General features: G+C 42.8%; 21 protein-coding genes and 1 riboswitch. Of the genes, 6 read left to right on the top strand and 15 right to left on the bottom strand.

Features of this window, described 5'->3' with window-relative positions; translation table 11 throughout:
- Positions 1 to 42: 42 nt before the first annotated feature.
- The gene (locus tag ACFPA1_RS19220; RefSeq protein ID WP_378584810.1) at positions 43 to 828 is read right to left on the bottom strand and encodes an enoyl-CoA hydratase/isomerase family protein; all 786 of its coding nucleotides are present in this window, start codon (positions 826 to 828) and stop codon (positions 43 to 45) included.
- Positions 829 to 1062: 234 nt separating this feature from the next.
- On the opposite strand from ACFPA1_RS19220, the gene ACFPA1_RS19215 reads away from it, so the two are divergent.
- On the top strand, positions 1063 to 3201 hold the full coding sequence (locus tag ACFPA1_RS19215) for a sigma 54-interacting transcriptional regulator (protein ID WP_378584808.1): 2139 nt from the start codon (positions 1063 to 1065) through the stop codon (positions 3199 to 3201).
- A 210-nt stretch (positions 3202 to 3411) separates the two neighbouring features.
- Here the strand turns inward: ACFPA1_RS19215 and ACFPA1_RS19210 are convergent, their stop codons facing one another.
- From ACFPA1_RS19210 to ACFPA1_RS19185, 6 genes are all read right to left on the bottom strand, one after another.
- Positions 3412 to 4980 (bottom strand): class I adenylate-forming enzyme family protein, encoded by a 1569-nt coding sequence (locus tag ACFPA1_RS19210; RefSeq protein WP_378584806.1) that lies wholly within the window; start codon positions 4978 to 4980, stop codon positions 3412 to 3414.
- 14 nt (positions 4981 to 4994) lie between these two features.
- Positions 4995 to 6554 carry an AMP-binding protein gene (locus ACFPA1_RS19205; RefSeq protein WP_378584805.1) on the bottom strand — a complete coding sequence of 520 codons (1560 nt, stop codon included), beginning with the start codon at positions 6552 to 6554 and terminating at the stop codon, positions 4995 to 4997.
- Positions 6555 to 6912: 358 nt separating this feature from the next.
- Entirely contained in the window at positions 6913 to 7641 is a 729-nt protein-coding gene (gene queE, locus ACFPA1_RS19200) for a 7-carboxy-7-deazaguanine synthase QueE (RefSeq protein ID WP_378584803.1), read from the bottom strand.
- Positions 7634 to 8116, bottom strand: a complete 483-nt coding sequence (queD, locus tag ACFPA1_RS19195) for a 6-carboxytetrahydropterin synthase QueD (RefSeq protein WP_378584802.1) — start codon at positions 8114 to 8116, stop codon at positions 7634 to 7636. Before queD ends, queE begins: the two co-directional genes overlap by 8 nt.
- Positions 8117 to 8120: 4 nt before the next feature.
- The gene (gene queC, locus ACFPA1_RS19190; RefSeq protein ID WP_213146033.1) at positions 8121 to 8780 is read right to left on the bottom strand and encodes a 7-cyano-7-deazaguanine synthase QueC; all 660 of its coding nucleotides are present in this window, start codon (positions 8778 to 8780) and stop codon (positions 8121 to 8123) included.
- Positions 8781 to 8832: 52 nt separating this feature from the next.
- Positions 8833 to 8875, bottom strand: a riboswitch (PreQ1 riboswitch).
- A gap of 115 nt (positions 8876 to 8990) precedes the next feature.
- Positions 8991 to 9293 carry an MTH1187 family thiamine-binding protein gene (locus ACFPA1_RS19185; protein WP_213119001.1) on the bottom strand — a complete coding sequence of 101 codons (303 nt, stop codon included), beginning with the start codon at positions 9291 to 9293 and terminating at the stop codon, positions 8991 to 8993.
- A 181-nt stretch (positions 9294 to 9474) separates the two neighbouring features.
- Here ACFPA1_RS19185 and ACFPA1_RS19180 point away from each other — a divergent pair, with 181 nt between their 5' ends.
- Positions 9475 to 9783, top strand: coding sequence for a DUF3870 domain-containing protein (locus tag ACFPA1_RS19180; protein WP_378584800.1), 309 nt, complete (start codon positions 9475 to 9477; stop codon positions 9781 to 9783).
- Between the two features lie 564 nt (positions 9784 to 10347).
- On the opposite strand, the gene ACFPA1_RS19175 is transcribed toward ACFPA1_RS19180, so the two are convergent.
- The 4 genes from ACFPA1_RS19175 to ACFPA1_RS19160 form a co-directional block, all read right to left on the bottom strand.
- Positions 10348 to 11556, bottom strand: coding sequence for an acyl-CoA dehydrogenase family protein (locus ACFPA1_RS19175; protein WP_378584798.1), 1209 nt, complete (start codon positions 11554 to 11556; stop codon positions 10348 to 10350).
- A gap of 56 nt (positions 11557 to 11612) precedes the next feature.
- Positions 11613 to 12800 (bottom strand): CaiB/BaiF CoA transferase family protein, encoded by a 1188-nt coding sequence (locus ACFPA1_RS19170; protein WP_378584797.1) that lies wholly within the window; start codon positions 12798 to 12800, stop codon positions 11613 to 11615.
- Positions 12801 to 13030: 230 nt separating this feature from the next.
- Positions 13031 to 13594 (bottom strand): DUF2062 domain-containing protein, encoded by a 564-nt coding sequence (locus ACFPA1_RS19165; protein ID WP_213118997.1) that lies wholly within the window; start codon positions 13592 to 13594, stop codon positions 13031 to 13033.
- A gap of 267 nt (positions 13595 to 13861) precedes the next feature.
- Positions 13862 to 15136, bottom strand: coding sequence for a serine dehydratase subunit alpha family protein (locus tag ACFPA1_RS19160; RefSeq protein WP_378584795.1), 1275 nt, complete (start codon positions 15134 to 15136; stop codon positions 13862 to 13864).
- A 195-nt stretch (positions 15137 to 15331) separates the two neighbouring features.
- On the opposite strand from ACFPA1_RS19160, the gene ACFPA1_RS19155 reads away from it, so the two are divergent.
- Both ACFPA1_RS19155 and ACFPA1_RS19150 read left to right on the top strand, forming a co-directional pair.
- Entirely contained in the window at positions 15332 to 15523 is a 192-nt protein-coding gene (locus ACFPA1_RS19155; RefSeq protein ID WP_284035854.1) for a hypothetical protein, read from the top strand.
- Positions 15523 to 15717 (top strand): YwbE family protein, encoded by a 195-nt coding sequence (locus ACFPA1_RS19150; RefSeq protein WP_378584793.1) that lies wholly within the window; start codon positions 15523 to 15525, stop codon positions 15715 to 15717. The genes ACFPA1_RS19155 and ACFPA1_RS19150 overlap by 1 nt, the downstream gene beginning before the upstream one ends.
- 89 nt (positions 15718 to 15806) lie before the next feature.
- On the opposite strand, the gene ACFPA1_RS19145 is transcribed toward ACFPA1_RS19150, so the two are convergent.
- Positions 15807 to 16334 (bottom strand): methylated-DNA--[protein]-cysteine S-methyltransferase, encoded by a 528-nt coding sequence (locus ACFPA1_RS19145; protein WP_378584791.1) that lies wholly within the window; start codon positions 16332 to 16334, stop codon positions 15807 to 15809.
- A 168-nt stretch (positions 16335 to 16502) separates the two neighbouring features.
- Between ACFPA1_RS19145 and ACFPA1_RS19140 the strand changes: the two genes are divergently transcribed.
- On the top strand, positions 16503 to 17441 hold the full coding sequence (locus ACFPA1_RS19140) for a DNA-3-methyladenine glycosylase family protein (RefSeq protein WP_378584789.1): 939 nt from the start codon (positions 16503 to 16505) through the stop codon (positions 17439 to 17441).
- A gap of 83 nt (positions 17442 to 17524) precedes the next feature.
- Here the strand turns inward: ACFPA1_RS19140 and ACFPA1_RS19135 are convergent, their stop codons facing one another.
- Together ACFPA1_RS19135 and ACFPA1_RS19130 are read right to left on the bottom strand one after the other, a co-directional pair.
- Positions 17525 to 17836, bottom strand: coding sequence for a YdhR family protein (locus ACFPA1_RS19135; RefSeq protein WP_213145430.1), 312 nt, complete (start codon positions 17834 to 17836; stop codon positions 17525 to 17527).
- Between the two features lie 42 nt (positions 17837 to 17878).
- Positions 17879 to 18661, bottom strand: coding sequence for a DUF169 domain-containing protein (locus ACFPA1_RS19130; RefSeq protein WP_378584787.1), 783 nt, complete (start codon positions 18659 to 18661; stop codon positions 17879 to 17881).
- 131 nt (positions 18662 to 18792) lie between these two features.
- Between ACFPA1_RS19130 and ACFPA1_RS19125 the strand changes: the two genes are divergently transcribed.
- Positions 18793 to 19674: a LysR family transcriptional regulator gene (locus ACFPA1_RS19125; protein ID WP_378584785.1), complete on the top strand. Its 882-nt coding sequence runs from the start codon at positions 18793 to 18795 to the stop codon at positions 19672 to 19674.
- Positions 19675 to 19705: 31 nt separating this feature from the next.
- On the opposite strand, the gene ACFPA1_RS19120 is transcribed toward ACFPA1_RS19125, so the two are convergent.
- Complete coding sequence (locus tag ACFPA1_RS19120; RefSeq protein ID WP_378584783.1) at positions 19706 to 20974, bottom strand: MFS transporter; 1269 nt, start codon at positions 20972 to 20974, stop codon at positions 19706 to 19708.
- Positions 20975 to 20993 lie beyond the last annotated feature (19 nt).

Below are 20993 nucleotides of genomic sequence, written 5' to 3'. Positions count from 1 at the left end.
ATTGGCGAATCCCCCTTTTCTATCAGCGATTCAAAATCCCCCCTATTTCCCCGCCCAATTCGGTCGTCTTTTTTCCAGAAAAGCGGATGCCCCTTCCTTTAAATCCTCACTCATAAACGACACAAGCCTAAGCGTCGTCAAATAATCAAATGATTTCAGCAAATCCATCTGCTCAGTTGTAAAAAAAGCATCCAAACTCAATTTGACAGCAAGCGGACTAAAGCTTGCGACCTGCCTTGCCAGTTTCATCGTTTCAACCTCAAGCTCATCCGGATTTACAACCCGATGAACAAGGTTTAATTCCTTCGCCTGCTCCGCGGTAAAAATCTCCGCAGTCAGCATCAGTTCCATCATTTTCCGGTCGCCGACTGCCCGCCGAACCCAGGGCATAATCACAAACGGCACAAGCCCCAATCGCAGTTCGGTTAAACCAAGTTTGGCTTCGGTTGAAGCGATGGCAAGGTGACACATTGCGACTAACCCAGTGCCGCCCCCAAAGGCGGGCCCATTTACGCTGGCAATCAACGGTGTGGTGACTTCAGCACCCAGCTTGAATAATTCCGTACTTTCGCGCCCTTCAAAATAAAGCTCCGGGGCCGTTTTCTCGAAATTCTTTTTAAAATCATTCAGGTTACCGCCAGCCGAAAACGCCGTACCGGCACCAGTAAGGATAATCGCGCGGATCTCCGGATTCTGGTCCGCCTCCCTTATCGCCAAAGTAAGCTCTCTTGTCGAGTCCTGTGTCAGCGGGTTTCTCATTTCCGGTAAATTCAACGTTACTTTGGTAACGTTTTCAATTTCTTCATAAAGGATCGTTTCATAGGCCATGTCCTTCACCTCTTAAATAGGAGTATCAATATACATGTTGCAAAAAACGTGCCAACCTTTTTTAGCCAAACATCCCCTATTTTCCTAGCAAAAATAAACACCTTGTGCACAAAAGTGAACAGTTGTTCAAAGATGTGTACACTGTAGCGATTGTTTTATTTAAATGTAAGCGCTATAATTATAAATGTATGAAAAGTATTAATTTTCAGATTAACGCGGAGGTGTCTCTTTCGATTGAAAGTTAGCAGCTTTACAACCGTCAATTTTGTGCAGTTATCCCTTGAAAGCACGATACGCGACGCGATTTCTGCGTTTTTATCCCATCGGGTGGACATCGGCTGTGTAACCACCGAAGACAGGAAATTGCTTGGAATTCTACATAAAAATGCGATTTATCGGGCGTTGCTTGAAAACACACCTCTAGATTCTTCCATTCGGCCACTCATAAAACAAAACGTTGTCACGATTCAAAAAGACCAGACTTTGCTTGACGCAAGAGAAATTATGATCAAAGGCAATGTCAGTCAGGCCGTCGTCCTCGACCAGCATCAAAATGTATTTGGAATCATGTCAAAGCTGGATTTGGTGTACTCAAACATGACCGCCTTGGAAGATACACTGAACCGCATGAAATCACTGGTTGAAAACCTGCAGGATGCGGTGATTTCCGTAGACTCCAACCTAAAAATCACAACCTTTAACCACACCGTTATAGACCTGCTGCAATTGAACGGCAAAACGCTGCTGAATGCTCCCATTGACCTGTTTCTTCCCGATTTCCGCAAAGGGTTAATTGAGACCATGAAAACGGGTCAAATTCAACAGGCAAAACGTTTCAGTTTTAAAGACCTCACAGTAATCGCTTCCTTTATTCCTATCAGAGAACTTAACCGTATTACCGGCGCCATGGTGGTTTTGCGAGACGTCACCTCCTATGAAATCATTGCTGCTGAATTGGAAACGACCAATCAGCTTAAGAAGATTCTCGACAGCGCCCTTGAGCTTGCCTACGATGGGGTGGCTGTCACAGACAAGCACGGGCTGATCACGATGGCCAATCAAGGGTTTCTGGATTTGTTTTCCTTTGACCAGCAAGACCAGCTTCTTGGTACCCCTATTTCAAAAATTGCACCCCAGCTTCCTTCTGAACTCAGCTTGAAAATGGATAAAAAAATTGAGGGAAAACTTATTGAAATCAACAAACGGAAATGCATTGTCGCGCAAATGCCCATCTACCAGGATGGCCAAAAGCTGGGCGCCATTTTTAAAATCATTTTTCGGCAGCTCGAAGCTTGGCGAGACCTTCTTTTTCACATGGAAAAATTAGAAAGTGAGATTTCTTTTTACCGCGGAGAATTATCCCGTATTTCCAAAGATACGGACCCATTTGCTCACGTCATCTCACAGAATTCACAAATGGAAAAATTCAAGCAGGATGCGGTGATTGCGGCAAAATCTTTATCGAATGTGTTAATTACCGGAGAAAGCGGGACCGGCAAAGAGCTGATCGCCGAAGGGATTCACCGGGTATCAGGCTGCAAAGGCGCCTTTATTAAGGTGAATTGCGGGGCCATCCCTGAGGAATTGCTGGAATCGGAATTCTTTGGCTATGCGGATGGCGCGTTTACCGGAGCGAAAAAAGGAGGAAAGCCCGGCAAGTTTGAACTGGCTAATAATGGAACACTGTTTCTCGATGAAATCGGCGAAATGCCTGTCTCCCTGCAAGTAAAACTGTTGAGGGTCCTGCAGGAACAAGAATTTGAAAGAATCGGCGCCACTAAAACCACAAAGGTAAATGTCCGGATTATTTCTGCCACTAACAAGGACTTGGCGGAGCTTGTAGAGCAGGGAAAATTCAGAGAAGATCTCTATTACCGGATTCATGTTATTCATTTACACATCCCGCCATTAAGAGAGCGACTCGATGACATCCCGTTATTGTGCCGCTATTTTATCAATAAAATTAATTTCAAAACGAAAAGGAACATCATCGGCGTCTCGCCGGAAGTAGCAAGCAGCTTGCAGCACTACCACTGGCCAGGGAATATCAGGCAATTGGAAAATGTCTTGGAAAGAGCCTTCCATTACAGTAGTTCAGAATGGATTGAAATCGAACATCTTCCACAAGAATTGAAATTACTGCCTCAAGAGCCGGTACTTTCTCCAAAATCTAAAACAACCGAGTCCCAGTTTCCTATTGACCGGAAGCAATCCATTAGCCGAACGGAAAAGGAAGTAATCCTGCAAGCCTTAAAAAAATGCCGAGGAAACCGCACAAAAGCCGCCGGATTGCTAGGAATCAGCCGAACGACACTATATCAGAAAATGAAAAGGTATCAGATTATTGAAGAATTGGAGTTTCGCTTTACCTAGGGGCTGTTTTCGTCTTCAACCAATCCTTTTTGGAGTGTATCTTTACACTCTATCGGCGAATTTTGAGGTTCTATCGGCGAATTCTATTTGTTTATCGGCGAATCTTCGACTTCTGTCGGCGAATGTGCAGGTTCTATCAGCGAATCGCTGCCCATCCCCACAAAATACAAAAACAACCACACTGGCACAGACCCATGTGGTTGTTTTTCCTCACTGCAGCTGTTTCAAATATTGCACCTTCAGCGCAGATTTTTGGATTTTGCCCGCTGGTGTCTGCGGGAGCTGGCTGACAAATACAACCTGCCTCGGCACCTTGTAATCTGCTAAATGCTGCTGACAAAATGATTTGACCTCTTCTTCGGTCATGGTCGCCCCCTCTTTTGGGATAATGTAATAACGACCCACTTCGCCAAGGAATGAATCGGGCACGCCAATTCCGGCGGCAAAACCTATTTTCGGATGCGACATCAGGATATTTTCCACTTCGACTGGGTAGACATTATAACCGCCTTGAATATACATTTCCTTTTTCCGCCCTTTTAAAATCACATACCCTTCATGATCCAGATACCCCATGTCACCGGTATAAAGCCAGCCATCCTCAGAAAATGCCAGCCTTGTTTCTTCTTCCAGTTCAAAATACCCCTTCGCCCGGCAGTCTCCCTTTACCGCTACTTCTCCGACTTCGCCGCTTGCAAGCTCCTTTTGTTCCGCATCGACAATCATCAAGCTAAAATCGCCGATAGGAACGCCGATACTTTGCTGCACTTTTTCAAGAGAGTCAGTTAGCCGGGTCATGATGCAGGCACCGGATGTTTCACTAAGACCATATAAATTGATGATTTTGGCGTTAGGAAATTTTGTTTCGATCATTTCACATTGGGTAGGGTCGACGTTGGATCCGCCAGCTATGCAAATCTTAACGGAGCTAAGGTCATATTTATTGATATTTTTATGGTTTAATAGCATGTGGTACATCGTCGGCACCCCGCCAAAAATGGTGGGCCTCTCCTTATGAATAACCTGCAAGATCTTTTCCGGAATAAACTCAGGGACTAGGACAATACTGCCATAACTTACTAATAAGGCATGAACCGCACAGGTAATGCCTCCGACATGGTTTAACGGCAAACTTCCTACTGTGCAATCCCCCGCCCCAAGCGACAAATGGTCTGCCTGGGCCTTAGCCGAGGCTAAAATACTTCGGTTGGTGATCATTGTCCCCTTTGGCTTTCCAGTGGTTCCGGATGTATAGATGACAACAGCCGTATCCTCTTCCAACACCGCTTGCTTTGCGGCCTCAAGCCTGCCCCGGTCAAGCGGCCTAGCCAACAACTCGTCAAAAGATAGACTTCCTTCGAACCCATAGCCTATGAAAAGATATTTTTCCACTGTCGGAACCTTATCTTGAAACTTCTCGAAAAATTGGGCAAAATTAAAGCCTTGATGGCCGGAAATGGAAACAATCCCCTTTGCTTTTGAATTGTTCAGCATATACCCCAGCTCTGAATCTCGGTAGCGGACATTCAGGGCCACCACACCGACACCAATTTTGGCTGCCGCGAAATACGTATACAGCCACTCCAGTTGGTTTAACGCCAAAATGGCAATTTTGTCGCCTCTCTCAAATCCCTCCTGGATTAGGGCCGACGCCAATACATCGGTGACGTCATCCAGTTCCTTATAAGTAATCCGTTGGTCTTCATAAATTAAAAATGGCTTATTCGGGAACTTATCAACGGCATTCGCCAATACTTTATGAACAATCCAGTCCTGCAAATACATCCCCCCTTTTAAACTACTGGATTATTAGAATATAGATTTTTAAATTGCTCCCGCAACACATTCTTTTGGATTTTTCCGGTCGTTGTCTGCGGAAGCTCGGTTACTATTAACACCTCTTTTGGGACTTGGAAGGTCCCTAGATGTTCTTTGCAATGTTTAAGGATTTCCTCTTTCGTCGCTACCTCCCCAGGTTTTAACACAACAAACGCCGTGACAGCCTCAATCCAGCGTTCATGCGGCAAACCGACTGCTACCGCATTTAATACTTTTGGATAAGACAATAGCGCTTGTTCTACCTGAATAGATGCTACATTTTCCCCGCCAGTCTTAATCATGTCCTTCTTCCTGTCCACAAAAACCAGCAGCCCATCCTTGTCAAAGTACCCTAAGTCCCCGGTATGATGCCAGCCGAACTGCCGTGACCGCTTCGTTTCTTCCGGATTATTGAGATAGCCGGCCATAACATTCGGACCGCGGTGAACGATTTCACCCACTTCATTTTTTCCTAGGAGGTTTCCATCGTCATCCATTATAGCGATGTCCGTTATTAAGGATGCTGTCCCCCAATATGGACCCGATTTTCGCAGCTGGTCCTCAGGTTTAAACACACAGGTAGCCGGATACATTTCGGTCTGTCCCGACCCTAATGCAAACTCACAGCCTAGTTCACTGATTCCTTTTTCCAGCGTATTGCGGTCCATAGGGGCCATGGCGTAGAGGCAATAGCGCAGGCTTGATAGGTTATATTTTTTAAAAGAAGGATGGTAGAGAAATGCCCGGTACATCATCGGCAGGCCAAACATCCAGGTGATCTTTTCCTTCTCGACTGTTTTCATAAAAGACTCCGGTTCGAAACCTTGGATTACCACAACTGTTGCGCCTAAGTGGAAAAAGGACGAGACAAGCGTGTGCTGAGCACAATGGAACACCGGCATCATCATCGTCGCAATATCGTCTTTCGCCATCCCCGCTTCGATAATATTAGCAAGACTGGCAATAAACACAGCTTGATGGTTAATGAGGACTCCTTTCGGAGATCCAGTCGTTCCGCTTGTAAACATGATTTGGGCTAGGTCACGGTCAGAAATCTCAACTTCCGGTTCTTCCGTTTGGTTGGAATTTAAGGCATGCTCAAATTTTTCAGCCTCTGTGGCACCCTTTCCAATAATGAGTAATTCCGGACACATGCTTGAAAATTCTTCTTTTTTGTCTTGTAAAAATACCTCGTCACAGATGAGGACTTTTGCACGTACCTCCGCAAGAATATACGACTTTTCGTTAAAGGATACCCCTGGATTAATCGGAACCCAAACCAAACCGGCCTTTGCGATTCCAAAAATGGCAACCAGAAACTGCCAACTGTTTCCGCAGATAGTGGCAACCGAATCTCCTTTTTCTAACCCAAGGTCCAACAGGTAGTGAGCAAAGCGGTTGCAATCTTCATTAAACTCTTGATAGGAAATCCTTTTATCCCCTGAAATGATGGCCGTTTTGGCTGGATTTTTGGCTGCCGTCCTGCGCACAATATCGCCGATGGCCACTCGATTTAAGATGGTGATTTCACTCATGAGCTTCCCCCCATTTTTTCAAATTACTCCTTAATACATGAAATCGCTTCCATTTTTACTTACGTTAAAAAGTCTTCATTCCGATTAAAAAAGGTTTATTTTTTTATCCGATTGCCTTCCAATCTTACATGTTCAGAATCCTCCTTAACTATGGTTTCAATACCTACTTTAAGAAATGCAAGAATTGTACCAGTTATTACAAATGTGGCACATACTTTCTGACCACATATATATACAGTTTCTCCTTGAACAAATGTTATAAAAAAAACACAGTTGTATAGTTTTATAAACAGTTTGATTGTGATGGTAAAAAACAAATAAAAAGCGATGCCGCCATGGACATCGCCTGTTTTTTCACCTAAACTCCTCTTTTATTTCCCCACAAAAAAGTATGCAATTGCGGAAGAACCTTCACATTATTCATTTCGGAGTCCTGCATGACCTTGTCTATCAGTCTTTCATATTTATTAATAAGATGCAGAAGCAGCTCCTGATTATCCATTGTTGACAGATGATCATTACCAACCTGTACAAAGAAGGGAACCTTCGGATAACGAAAATGAACGGCTCTAGCATATTCATAATCAAGATCATCAAATACCACAATCTTCAAGCTATATTGTTGTGCTACATCATTTTGTTTAAGTTTCCCAATAATTTCATCTAAAATATCAAAATCCGTCTCCATTTTCGAGCTTGGCGGCTTGGGTGAAATGGTTAATTCATCAATCTCATAAAACCACTCCTGCCACCTGCTCCCTTGGGTTTCGAGACCAATTTTTATTTGATTATCTTTTAGGATCTTAATGAATTCATCGAGATTTTTCAATAACGCAGGATTCCCGCCTGAGATCGTGACAAAGGAGAAACTTTTGCCGCCGACTCTTTTCAGCTCTTCCCAGATTTCTTCCGCTTCCAACATTCTAATTTCATTTTTACCGGTGCTATCCCAGGTAAAGGCGGAGTCGCACCAGCTGCAGGAATAATCACAGCCAGCAGTTCTTACAAACATCGTTTTCTGGCCGATGACCATCCCTTCCCCTTGGATGGTAGGTCCGAAAATTTCCATTACGGGTATTTTACTCAACTTCCATCCACTCCCGTCTAGCTTCCGCATAGCTTGTTGGTGTCTCAAACAACCGGACAAATTCCACTCTTGCGCCACTATACTGATTCTTCCGCTCTTCTTTCGTAAGCGCCTCAGCCATCTTTTCATAAATCCAGACCACCATGTTTTCGGCTGTGGTATTCATTGGCGGTAAGGTTTCATTTAAATAGCGATGATCCAGATGAATTTCAATTTCATTTTTCCAAATGTCTTTAATGTCCCCGAAATCCATCATCAAGCCACGGTCATCAACGTAGCCGCTGATTCCAAAAATGACTTTATACGTATGGCCATGAAGGTTTTTGCATTTGCCTTCATAGCAATGCAAATGATGGGCAGCATCAAATGTGAATTCTTTGCTCACAAGAACACGTTTGTGATGGTATTTCAATTGACTGCGGTTGATATCTTCATCTATTTTTTGGAGTTTATCGACAATTCGAAAGCCATACATTGCGTTACAACTCCTCTCGTGTGCTTAAATATTGATCAAGGCCGCGTTTTCTTAGTTTACAAGCCGGGCATTCACCGCAGCCATCGGCAATGATCCCGTTATAGCAGGTTAATGTTTTTTCCCTAACAAAATCCAAGGCATTCAGATTATCTGCCATTTGCCAGGTTTCAGCTTTGTCCAGCCACATTAATGGGGTATGAATAACAAATTCTTTGTCCATCGACAGGTTCAATGTAACATTTAAGGATTTTATAAAAACATCACGGCAATCAGGATAACCGCTAAAATCCGTTTCACAAACACCGGTAACAATGTGCTTTGCCCCAACCTGGCTTGCCAGCACCCCTGCAAAAGAGATGAATAACAGGTTCCGTCCCGGTACAAAAGTGGAAGGCAATTCACCATTTTCTCCATCCTTCACCTCAATGTCCTTACGTGTTAAGGCGTTTGGTGCCAGTTGATTTAACAATGACATATCTAAAATATGATGCTCTATTCCAAGTTCATTCGCGATATTTTGGGCACACTCAATTTCAAGTTTGTGCCTTTGATTATAGTTAAACGTAACCGCCACTACTTCTTCAAATCGTTCCAATGCCCAAAACAAACAGGTGGTGCTATCCTGTCCGCCGCTAAAAACTACAACTGCTTTATCTTTCTTCATCATAAATTCTCCTTTAAATAGAAAAACAGGACTACTAAAGAAAGCAGTCCTGTTTTCCTTAGTTTTTTAAAGAGGGTAGCTAGAACCTCTACCGCAGGGTGCGGGTTTTTTATATGACTATTCGATTATAAACCATTTCTATCAATTTTCAATCTATCTTTCGAGATTTTTTCGGTTTTGTACCCTTTTCAAAAAAAATTCACTCTGACCTTACAATTTTGTTTGTACTGACTGCAACTTCCGCTCCATTGAATGTTCCTTGTCACGGCGATCATCAATTCGTAGATTGGTGCAGACTCTTTGCAAGCCTTTCTGGAATGGGACCTCGTGAATTTCTTGAACAATTTCTAAGAGTAATTTTAAATCCCCTTCAATCAATGTGCTCATCGGGGTTAGTTGATACTTTACTCTGTCCTCATATCGCTGAAGAACTTTATGTATTTCCGCCACATACTCGCTGACACTTGTTGTGCCTGTCCCTACAGGGATAACCGTTATATCAATGATAGCCATAGCTTCATCCTCCTAATTCTTTATATAAAAAGAATATCATATGAAATGGTAAGGAAAAAAATTCGCAGACTTAGTTAGCAAATTATCTTTTCATTTGAATCTGCTTTTGAAATAAATATTACGCTTATCAATTGAAGTGTTTTGTATTATTCTTAAGTTAAAACATCTAGGAGAGATTTGTATGAATACCTATTTTATTGCCGGTCACGCCAAGCTGCCAACCGGGATGGCAGCTAGAAGCATTTATGAGACGCTGACTATTACGGCTGAGATTGATAAGCATTATGGCGTGATTGTTGACGCCTCATGTACGCTGGCTACGGAGCATGGAAGGGATTATATTTCAAGGCTATTGAAAGGGTATAGTTTACGTCACGGGATTGACAAGCCGCTCGAAGACTTAAAAAATGGCTATTTAGGAAAAGCCAATCACGCCCTGATTGCGGCATTAAAGGATTTATACAAGCAATATGAAACTATGAATCAATGACTATTGTCCATTGATTCCCATAGCGAGTATTTTAGGATGACATTGCCAGTTGGAATTTAGGGTGTGGCCTTATACCTTTTTATAGGGCTATTTTTTATTTTTCCCCCTCTATTTTGGTCTTATGACTCTTTCATAGGACACTTCCTCTCATCTTTGCCTTCCTTTCAGGTCTTATAACTTTTCATAAGATCATTTCCGCTCACCTTTTCCTTCTAATCTGTCTTATAACCCTTTCATATGACCACTTCCTCTCAACTTTGCATACCGTTCTGGTCTTATAACTCTTTTATAAGACCTCTTCCTCTCATCTTTTTCTGCCATTCTGGTCTTATAACTCTTTCATATGACCATTTCCTCTCCATTTTTCCTTCGCTTTGGTCATATAACCCTTTCATAAGACCGCTTCCTCTCATCTTTTCCTGGCATTCTGGTCTTATAACTCTTTCATAAGACCTCACCCCTTGAATATTTCACCAATATTGGTCATATAACAAACCATCCCCCATCAATAGAACAATAAAAGGAGCGAATGGTTAAAACCAGTCCGCTCCCCCAATAAAAAACCTAAACCGTAACTTTCTCACTCTCAAACGGCCAGGCCGGCAGCATGTTGCTCAGCGCCTTATCCTCACGATACCCCAGCACATATTCCGCCTGCATAACCGTATGAATTTCCCGCGTTCCTTCGTAAATGACCGGCGCCTTGGAGTTCCGCAAAAAGCGCTCAACCGGATATTCGCTTGAATAACCGTACGCCCCGTGGATTTGCACCGCATCATCTGCCGCTTTATTGGCAAAATCACAAGCCTGCCATTTCGCCAGCGAAGTTTCACGAGTATTGCGAACACCTTTATTTTTCAACTCGCCAGCACGATACACAAGCAGACGGCTCATTTGCAGGCCGGCTTCCATATTAGCAATCATTTGCTGAACTAGTTGGTGCTTGCCGATTTCCTTGCCAAAGGTTTTTCGCAATTGACAATACTTCACGCTTTCTTCCAAGCTTGCCATGATCAAACCCACAGCCCCGGCGGCCACTGTAAAGCGTCCATTATCAAGCGCTGACATGGCAATTTTGAAGCCTTCCCCTTCCTGGCCAAGCAAGTTTTCTTTCGGAACACGCACCTGATCGAAGAACAATTCCCCGGTATTGCCTGAGCGGATTCCGAGTTTCCCTTTTATCGCCTTGGAAGAAAAGCCAGGCATCGTTCGTTCCACAATAAATGCGGAAATTCCGTGGTGCTTCTTCTCTTTATCCGTATAAGCAAACACGATAAAATGGTCGGCGACATCACACAACGAAATCCATGTTTTCTGACCGTTTAAAATATAGTAGTCGCCATCCTTCACAGCTGTTGTTCCAAGCGAGGCCACGTCCGAACCCGCGCCAGGCTCCGTTAATCCAAACGCTCCAATCTTTTCGCCTTTAGCCTGCGGAACTAGGTACTTATGCTTTTGTGCTTCTGTTCCCCACTGCAACAACGTCATGCTATTTAACCCGATGTGAACCGATACGGCAGTACGGAAAGCGGTGTCGCCTCTTTCAAGTTCTTCACAAACAATGGCCAGCGAGTTATAATCCATGCCGCTGCCGCCATACTCTTCCGGTATGCAAACCCCCATTAAATCCAACTCTTTTAAACGCTGCCAAATGACCGGATCGAAATAACCGCGTTCGTCCCACTCTCGCATGTTCGGATTGATTTCCTTATCAACAAAGCTTCTTACCATTTTTCTTAACATTTCTTGCTCTTCTGTGAATTCAAAATTCATCGCACATTCTCCCCCTGTTTTTTTTAAAAATTCAACTCCGACACTAGGCCAATTCTTCAAATAATGTTATCCGCTTTTAAACGGCTAATCTCCTCAAATGTAAATCCCACTTCCTGCAAGATTTCGTCGGTATGCTCACCGGCCATCGGCGGATGGCGCTCGACCCTCGTCTCTGTTCTTGAAAGTTTAATAGGCGAGCCAACAAGCTTTACCAGACCTGCCTCTGGATGGTCTACTTGAACGACCATATTCCGTGCCGAAACCTGTGGGTCGTCGAATACTTGGTCTATTGTGTTGATCGGACCACATGGAATATTGTTGGCAGAAAATAGCTCCATCCAGTCGCTGACCTGCTTTAATTGGAGTTGGCTATTTAAGATTCTCGTAAGTTCCTGACGATTTTTCACTCTTGCCTCATTGGTACGGAACTTCTCATCCACCTCCAGTTCGCTTAGCCCAATTACCTCGCAAAGTAATGCAAACTGCCGGTTATTTCCGACGGCAATGATTAATTCACCGTCTGCGGCGGAAAATGTGGAGTAAGGTACGACATTCGGATGGTCATTTCCAAGCCTCCGTGGCACCTTACCTGAAATCAAATAATTGCTGGCGACATTGGCAAGCGAGCTTACCGCCGTATCCATCAAGGACATATCGATTTTTTGACCACGGCCCGATTTTTCCCGTTCAAACAAAGCGGCTTCAATAGAAATCGCCGAATATAAACCGGTTAAAATATCGACCATGGCCACGCCAATTTTAAGCGGGCCGCTTTCTTCGGTGCCGGTAATGCTCATTAGGCCGCTCATACCTTGGATGATGTAGTCGTATCCTGGCAAATGGCTGTAAGGTCCTGTTTCCCCGAATCCGGTAATGGAGCAAAAAACGAGCCGGGGGTTTATTTTTTCCAGAGAATCGTAACCGAGTCCCCATTTTTCCATCGAGCCCGTTTTAAAATTGTGAATGAGGACATCCGCTTCCTTAGCTAACTTACGGATAATTTCTCGGCCCTCGTCTGACTTCAGGTTGACAGTGATGCTGCGCTTGTTCCGATTGGCACATAAATAATAAGCGCTCACACCGTTTTGAAACGGCGGGCCCCAGAACCTGGTTTCATCACTGCCGCCCGGGGCTTCTACCTTGATAACATCGGCACCAAGGTCTGCCAAAATCATCGTACAATTTGGTCCAGCCAGAACCCTTGTTAAATCTAATACTTTTACACCTGTTAGTGCTCCACTCAAATATCCCACCACCTTTAAAAAAATCAAAAAAGCCAGCCCAAACACACTTTAAAAGTGGTATGGACTGGCTTACGATCCATGATAGCAGCCGGCTAAGGCTGTTTCTGGAAACTTATCAGTCGAATGTTATGTTTTGAATACATCTCCATTACCTTCCGCTGACAGGCTGGATAGGATGAAGTTATTTTTATTTTACAAGAATTTTCAGAATCATTCAAGTAAAAATTTACTTAAATATAGTTTTTGTTAATGCTATTTAAGCGGATTTCATGTTTTTGCCGTCTTCTCTTTTTACGATTCGTAAGTTCCTTTTCGTAAAAATAATGAATGATAAAGTAGGAAATCACACCAAGTACAATTCCGAAAATCGACATTCCGATTAATGTATGGATACTGCCATGGAGAAACCCAACCAACACAGTAAAATCACCATGCATTAGTTTTTGAAAAGAAAAAGGATTGTGGTGTCCGATTCTAACCTTTATTGGAAAAAATAATTTCCCAAGCTTACCGGCAAATGGAAGCAAAATGACTGGAAGTAATGTTAATTTTCCGATGACGTTTCCAATTATCGAAGCTGGAAGCGAGCCTTTTGCTATTCGGACAGCTGGAATAAACAATATATATATTAATGAAGCCGTTGATATGACCAACATTTCTAAACCGAAACCAATCGCAAATCCTAAGGCAACCTTTTTGGCTCCTCCGGGAGAACGAAGCAGTTTCATGAAGTTTAGTTTAAATGCACGTCCAAGACGTTGAAACATATTATACCTTCGTTGTTTTGTATTCATGCTTTTGACCCCCGGTTGAACGAATTCCGTCTAAAATTAGTATTTCCTGTCAAAATGAATTCCATAGATAGTTGAAACATAAAGAGGTCTTATTAACGTTTACATTTATAGTATATTACAATTTCGTGTATAAAACTAGATAAAAATACTATGGTTTGTACGATTCGCATTTTGTCGAAATTGCTCAGGGAACTTGTTATTCCGGCATTTTCCAGAAACAATAAAAGCCGGCTCAATACCGCCGGCTTTTCTGCCAATTTCTTGTAATTATTTTTCCAGCATTAATTTTAAAATAAGCTCATCTGTCTGTCTTGTACCTTCATTTCCAAGCTTGCAGAAGCTTTCAATACTTTTTTCGACATCATCGTGAATAAAGCCATCGGTTGACTGAATCTCTTGATCGTTCAAGGCTAAAAGAGCTGATTGGACCGCAACATTGGAACAGGTTGAAACTTTCATCGCACAGCCCGCCTTTGCCCCGTCACAAATCATTCCGGAAACATTGCCAATCGTATTTTGAATCGCCGCTTTCACTTGGTGAAGACCTCCATCCAGCAAATATACAATTGCACCACTAGCTCCCATCCCAGCAGCAGTGACACCGCACAGAGCAGAAAGGCGGCCAAATTTAGATTTGATATGGATGGTAATCAAATGGCTAAGGGCAACGGCCCGAATCATTTTTTCTTCGGAAACCTGAAGCTTATCTGCCGCGGCAACAACCGGAAGGGTAACGGCAATGCCTTGATTGCCGCTTCCGGTGTTGGCCATTACCGGCATTGTGGAACCTGCCATTCTCGCATCCGAACCGGCAGCGGCCAGCGACATCGCCGCCGTGGCCAAATCATCGGATAAAAGCCCTTTTTTCACATTCTCTTTTATCGTCTTACCGACATTCAGCCCATAATTTCCAGAAAGCCCTTCTAATCCAATCGTGCGATTTAATTCAATGCTTTTTCTGATAAGCGAGAGATCCTTAAGATCTGCTGTTAATACCCACTCATATATCTCATCAATGGTTAGCGCTTCCAGGTCCTCTTCCTCTGTTTGCAGTCCGATATTTTCACATCCGCCCATGTAAACAGCTTTTCCGTCCACTTCTATTAAAGTGATATTGCTATGATTATCAGAAATAACGACCTTAGAGTTGTGCTGATCTGTTTCTATCATCACTTCAATATAGAGTCTTTTTGGTGAATCTGACTGGCCGGCTGTTACCTTGCCATCTTCTATTAATTTTAAGGCTGCCTGTTCATCTTCTCTCGTGAGTCCGTCCAATACTTCCAAATTTTTATTTGGGTCACCTGCTGCAACACCAAGTGCGGCAGCGAATTCTAGCCCTTTTCCTGACATGCCTGGAATCCCAACTGATTTCGCATTTTTAATGATATTTCCGCTCGCTTCAACACGAATGGCACGAATTTGTCCTTGTGCATGGCTCTTTGCAGTGGCAGCAGCCAAGGCAATTGCTACTGGTTCAGTACAACCAAGGGCCACCACTAACTCTTTTTCTAAAACGGTTAAAATTTTATGCTTCTTCATGTTGTTCCCCCTGCTTAGATTAGATACTAGTATCTTATCATAATTGCTGAGTTGTTTTTTAGAATGTTTTTCCCAAAATATTCACGCCTTCAATTAAAAACAATTATCCGCCAAGACTGGTGATATGTACTTTCTTTCCAAGCAAAAATAGAGTATACTCAATTAACTATCATTTACATAAAGGAGATAGATCTGATGTCTGAGAACCACCAACCGGAAACAGAAAAAAAGAAGGTAAGCCTTCAGGAGCTAGCCAAGCAGCAGCTGCAAAACAAAAAAAACCAAGCTGCAGCTAAAGGAAAAGAGAATGGCAGCCTGCAAACTCAAAAAATGAAAAGCCAGCAAACCAAGAAGCCAAGCAATACCCGAAGAAAAATGGGCTCTTAATGAACGGGCAAAATCGGAAGGACATTGTGCCAGGGATTACTGTTGATATTGTTTTAAAAAAGGACCAGAAAACAGGAAAGCTTACCAGGGGAATCGTTCAGGATATTCTCACTAAATCACCCAGCCATCCCCACGGCATTAAGGTCAGATTGACGGATGGACAAATTGGACGAGTCCAAGAAATTCACAGCTAATTTTCCCCGCATTAAAGCACACAATAACCTGTGTGCTTTTTTCCTTGGCCCCTTTTACTTACCAACAACCCCCTCTCTGGAGACCGTCATTATTCAGATGGAACTATTTCGAGATCAAGCAACTGTTTCTTCATCTCTAATCCACCGCGGTAGCCAGTCAATGAACCATTTTTTCCAACAACACGGTGACATGGCACAGTTATTAACAATGGATTAGCACCAATGGCTGCCCCCACTGCTCGAACAGCCGCTGGTTTATTTATTTGAATTGCGATGTCAGAATAGGATTTGGTCTCTCCGAACGGAATCTCACAAAGGGCATTCCAAACAGCGATTTGGAAATCAGTCCCTTGAAAATCATTCGGGACGGTGAAATTCGTTCGCTTCCCTTCAAAATATTCTATTAGTTCGGCTGCATACGGCTTTAGCTTCTCCTTATCTTCCATCAGCGGGCTGTCAGGAAACCGTTTTTCTGCCCAAAAAGCCAATTCCTCAAACGGCTTGTTCTGCGAGCCGACATAACTAAGTCCCTTCTCTGTCGCGGCGATATAGAAATTCCAAGCATAATGATTAAATAAAGACCAATAGATTGGTCTTTGATTAGTTTGTGGTGTCATTTTGTTTCCTCCGATTCATGTAATTGACGGAAATAAGCGGGTGTATACCACCTCTGTCACTATTATATCTCTGAAAATAGCAGAATGAACGTGTATGATGATAAAAAGCAAGATACTGAAATGATATACTTGTGATAATACATTTAAAAGGAAGCGGAGGGATCAAAATTGATAGATATTCAAAAGGCAAATGACTGCTGGCATGAAGTCAATGGGAACATCATCATAAAGCTGCCAGAAGACTTTAATCTAAAGGCGAATCTAGGCTATTTGGAGCGGAACAAGAATGAATGCATGTTTGAAGTCGAAAACGGCATCATTACTAAGGCGGTTGCCGTTGGCGGAACACTGGCTTTAGTACAAATTCATGTAAATGATCGGAATCAGATGATCGTTCAGTTTTTAAAAGACACTAGACCTGGTAATCCAGCGGAATGCGCTGCAGTTGTCTCGTACATCCGTGAATGGTTTGATCTGGATCGTGATTTGAAGTCATTTTATGAAATGGCCAAATCAGACCCACTGCTTAAAAACCCTGTTCAAGAATTCTACGGACTACGCGTAATCGGCGTTCCCGATCTTTTTGAAGCGCTCTGCTGGGGAGTCTTAGGGCAGCAGATTAATCTAGCATTCGCCTATACTTTAAAAAGACAATTTGTTGAAAAATTTGGCGATTCTATCGAGTATAATGGCAAGAATTATTGGTTGTTTCCATCCTATGATCAAATCGCCCAGCTAACACCTGCAGATCTGGCCGATATTAAAATGACCTTAAAAAAGAGTGAATATATTATTGGCATTGCCCAATTAATGGCGAGCGGAGAATTATCAAAGGAAAAATTATTGCAAATGGAAAACCTAAAAGAGGTTGAAAAAAGCCTCATCAAGATTCGCGGGATAGGTCCATGGACGGCGAATTATGTCATGATGCGCTGCTTGCGATTTACCTCGGCTTACCCGATTGATGATGTCGGCTTGCATAACGCCATCAAGCATCTAACTGGTTCGGGGAAAAAGCCTACAAAGGAAGAACTATTAAAGCTATCTCAAAGGTGGGCAAATTGGCAAGCCTATGCTACGTTTTATTTATGGCGTGTCCTCTATTAATAAAATCTACTCAAAATATGTATCTACCCCTCGGTAAGAGAACTGAGGGGCAGCAAGTAAACATTATCGCTATAATACTAAAATCATTTATCTACTGGGTATAATGTAAAGTTGCAATCAACAATCTCATAACGCAGTGTGTCACCTGTTTCAAACCGTTCTGCAATGGATGTATAAATTGGACCATTCAAATATTCTTCAACAGCCTCTTGGCTTTCAAATATATAAATCCCCCCGCGTTCTTCCGTTTCCGGGTTACTTACATATAACTTTTGAATGAGTCCCCTTTCCTTTAAGGCACGAAACTTTGGTAGACTCGCTTCAGACATTTTGTAAAGCTCATCGATAGACTTTGCGCTTCTGAATGTCACTTTCAATACTTTTAGACTCATCATTATTCCTCCTCTTATTTGTAATACCTGAATTCTTTTCTATAGTTATTTTCTTTTCCCATACGTCACTTCAAGTCCTGCCTGCACATCCATTTGAATGCCATACTGCGGAATCGGATAACGCATTCCGTTTTTGCTTAATGCTTCTAATCCATCCAAAGCCTTTAACAAGTCTTCCGGAGATAAAGCCATTAACAATTCATCGTCCAACACCCCGCCAAACCTGCGTTCAGCAAAACAAGGGATGGAAAGACTAGGTTTTCTTGTCGCAAGGGCTCGCCCCCATGAATCAGCACATGAAGATTCCCCCACGACACTCCATTCAAATTTTTCAAAATTCCTCCACTGAAGGCCGTTAATAAAAAGAATCATTTGCCCAGGAGTCCCGTAGATTAAACAAATGTCGGGGTCAGCGATACGATTCGACACAAGTGGCGATACTGCCATCGCTTCATATTTTCCATGTGGGACGACCGTCATTTCCCGCTGGTGTTTCGCTGAATCCTGCTGGTTTTCAAACCAAACGCCCGCCATTTGCTCTCCAGACAGCCACTCCTCATTTCGCGGATGTAATCCCAAAACCACCTGGCATTGTGCACCGACAAGATCTTCGGCAGTAATACCTACTGTCCAGCCCAATCTTGATGCTTGGGCGACAATTTGGTCGGTTGTGTGGATGCTTTTAGGCCGCCGAATCTTAGGAATGGCTTCCATTTCCTCTTTCTTCTCAAACATTTTCATCCCTATTGGAATGGTTTTAATTTTGAGGTACTGATTTAACCTGTCGACTATTGCTTTCCAATCATATGTCTTCTTTACATTTTCCATTCGATTACCCCATCTCTTCTCAATTTTCATAATACTATTGTAGGAATTTTCTGAATACACACGACACTTTACTACTATAAATCTGGGAAACTGATATAATAAAAATATCACTATGATGGATGGTGAACTATTTGCGTATAGAACAGCTAATGTACGTTGTTGAAATTGCCAAGACGGGATCGCTTTCTGCAGCAGCGGAACGCCTGCATGTGGCGCAGCCAAGCATTAGTCATGCAATATCTTCTCTTGAACAGGAATTGGGCGTTAAAATTTTTAAACGTTCCAAAAACGGTGCTCTACCGACTGAAAGCGGAAAAGCAGTGATTTTAAAAGCTCAGGAAATCCTCAACAAAGTCGAGGAGTTGCAGGAAACCGTCAATATCGAGCACTCGCTTTTAAAAGGACGGTTATCCATTGCATCCATTGCTGGCGTCAGTACTAGTGTTTTGCCTCGGGCATTGGTTATTTTTAAAAAGAAATATCCCGGAATAGAACTAGAACTGATTGAGGATGATACGCGCACAATCAAACAACTCGTTATCGATGGAAAAACAGATATCGGTTTGTCAATTGCCGATGATGTGGATTCCAAGCTTTTGAGTGGACACCTTTTTACTACTAAATCTATTGCATGTGTAGGTAAACATTCCACTTTTGCAAGACATAATGAAATATCTATAAAAGAGATCTTAAAACATCCCGTTATTTGTTCCTCTGATTCTCTTAGGAATGTCTTAAAAAAACACGGAACGCCAAACTATTTAATCAAGTCGAAAAATTTGGAAGCAGCCAAACATATTATTGCGCAAGGAATGGCGATTGGTTTTTATACTGAAATGTCATTAAAGGTTGACCCATATGTACATACGGGAGAAATCATCCCATTAGACATTTCTGATGAAAAAATTGAAGTCAATTATTGTTACATTCAATTAAAAACCCACCGTTCCATTGCAAGCCAGGAGTTTATAAAAATACTAAAAGAACAAATTAGCTATTTCCAAAGATTATAATGATGCCCCCCATAAATTGAGGGGCGTTTTTTTACATGACGACGGAACCTTGATTTTCCTGTACTTTGACGGTTTTCTTGTATAACGATCTTAAAGTCGGCGAGATCATGATTAAGACCACTACAATCACCACAAACAGGCCGCCGGTGGACATCATATTGATTTTCGGAGGAATAAATTTGCTGAAAGAGCCGTATAGGAAGTTCCCAACCGCCATCGCCCCAGAAGCTAGGATAAAATTGACACTCGCGACACGCCCGCGAAATTCATCATTTGCCCTCTGCAAGACAAATGAAAGATTAATTGCCATAAAAACGGCTTGCGATGCACCTACCGTTACGCCGACAATAAAGGCTAGCAGAGGCGTACCTGTGAGCCCAAGAAGAAATAAGGTCAGGCCGCTTGCCAATGCCGTCATAATATAGAGGATGCCCTGCCCCCTTGGGGTGGATATGGAGGCTGTACTTAGATTGCCAAGGATGGCCCCTAATCCGATAAACATCATCAAACTGCCGTAAATTCCGCTGTCTGCCCGTAGATCCTCGTGAATAAACTGAGGAAGTAACGATGTATACGCCATCGTTAATAAACAATGGAGGAAAACCATTAGAATTAAAAGGCCAAGTGCCGGTGTCCTCCGAATGTACATCATTCCTTCCACGACAGGCTCAAAAATATTTTTGAGATGCAGATTTCCTAAAGTTGTGGCAGTTTGATTAGTACGAATCCATAATGATTGGATCCCTGCCCCCGTATAGAGCAGAAAACATAGTGCAAAGACAGTGCCCGGACCAGCCAGAACGAGGATTGGACTGGCCAGAGCCGAACCGATGAATCCTGCGCCATGCGATATTGTGCCTTGCAGCGCCGTGGCATTGTATAGAGTATTCTTAGGAATTAGGTCAGGCATAATCGCATTCGTACAGGTCATTTGCAGATTGAAACAAATGCCCAAGAAAAATGCACACATAATCACTACCCATGGTGACACAATCCCAATCAAACTCAACAATGCCAAAGCCCCTGTGTTGCATGCATTAGAAAATACAGCAATGGTCAATAAACGCCGTCTATCAAAACGATCCACCAATACCCCGATGATCGGTCCGAAAAGAACCCCCGGAATCATCGTGGCAAAAACGGCTGTCCCTACAAGTGCGGTTGAATTGGATAGTGAATAAATAAGCCAGCTGGCGGCTACCGTAAAGGAATATTGTCCTGAATTGGCCAACGCTGAACTAATCCATAAATAACGAAAATAACGGAATCCCAGTGATGCAAATGTTTTTGGAAGCTTCATAACGAATCTCCTTCTTGGT

It is taken from the genome of Neobacillus sp. GCM10023253, from assembly GCF_042653105.1.
GTDB classification, from domain to species: Bacteria; Bacillota; Bacilli; order Bacillales; family Cytobacillaceae; genus Neobacillus; species Neobacillus citreus.
Note: the sequence above shows the minus strand (reverse complement) of the source record. Positions and strands in the feature narration are given on the sequence as shown.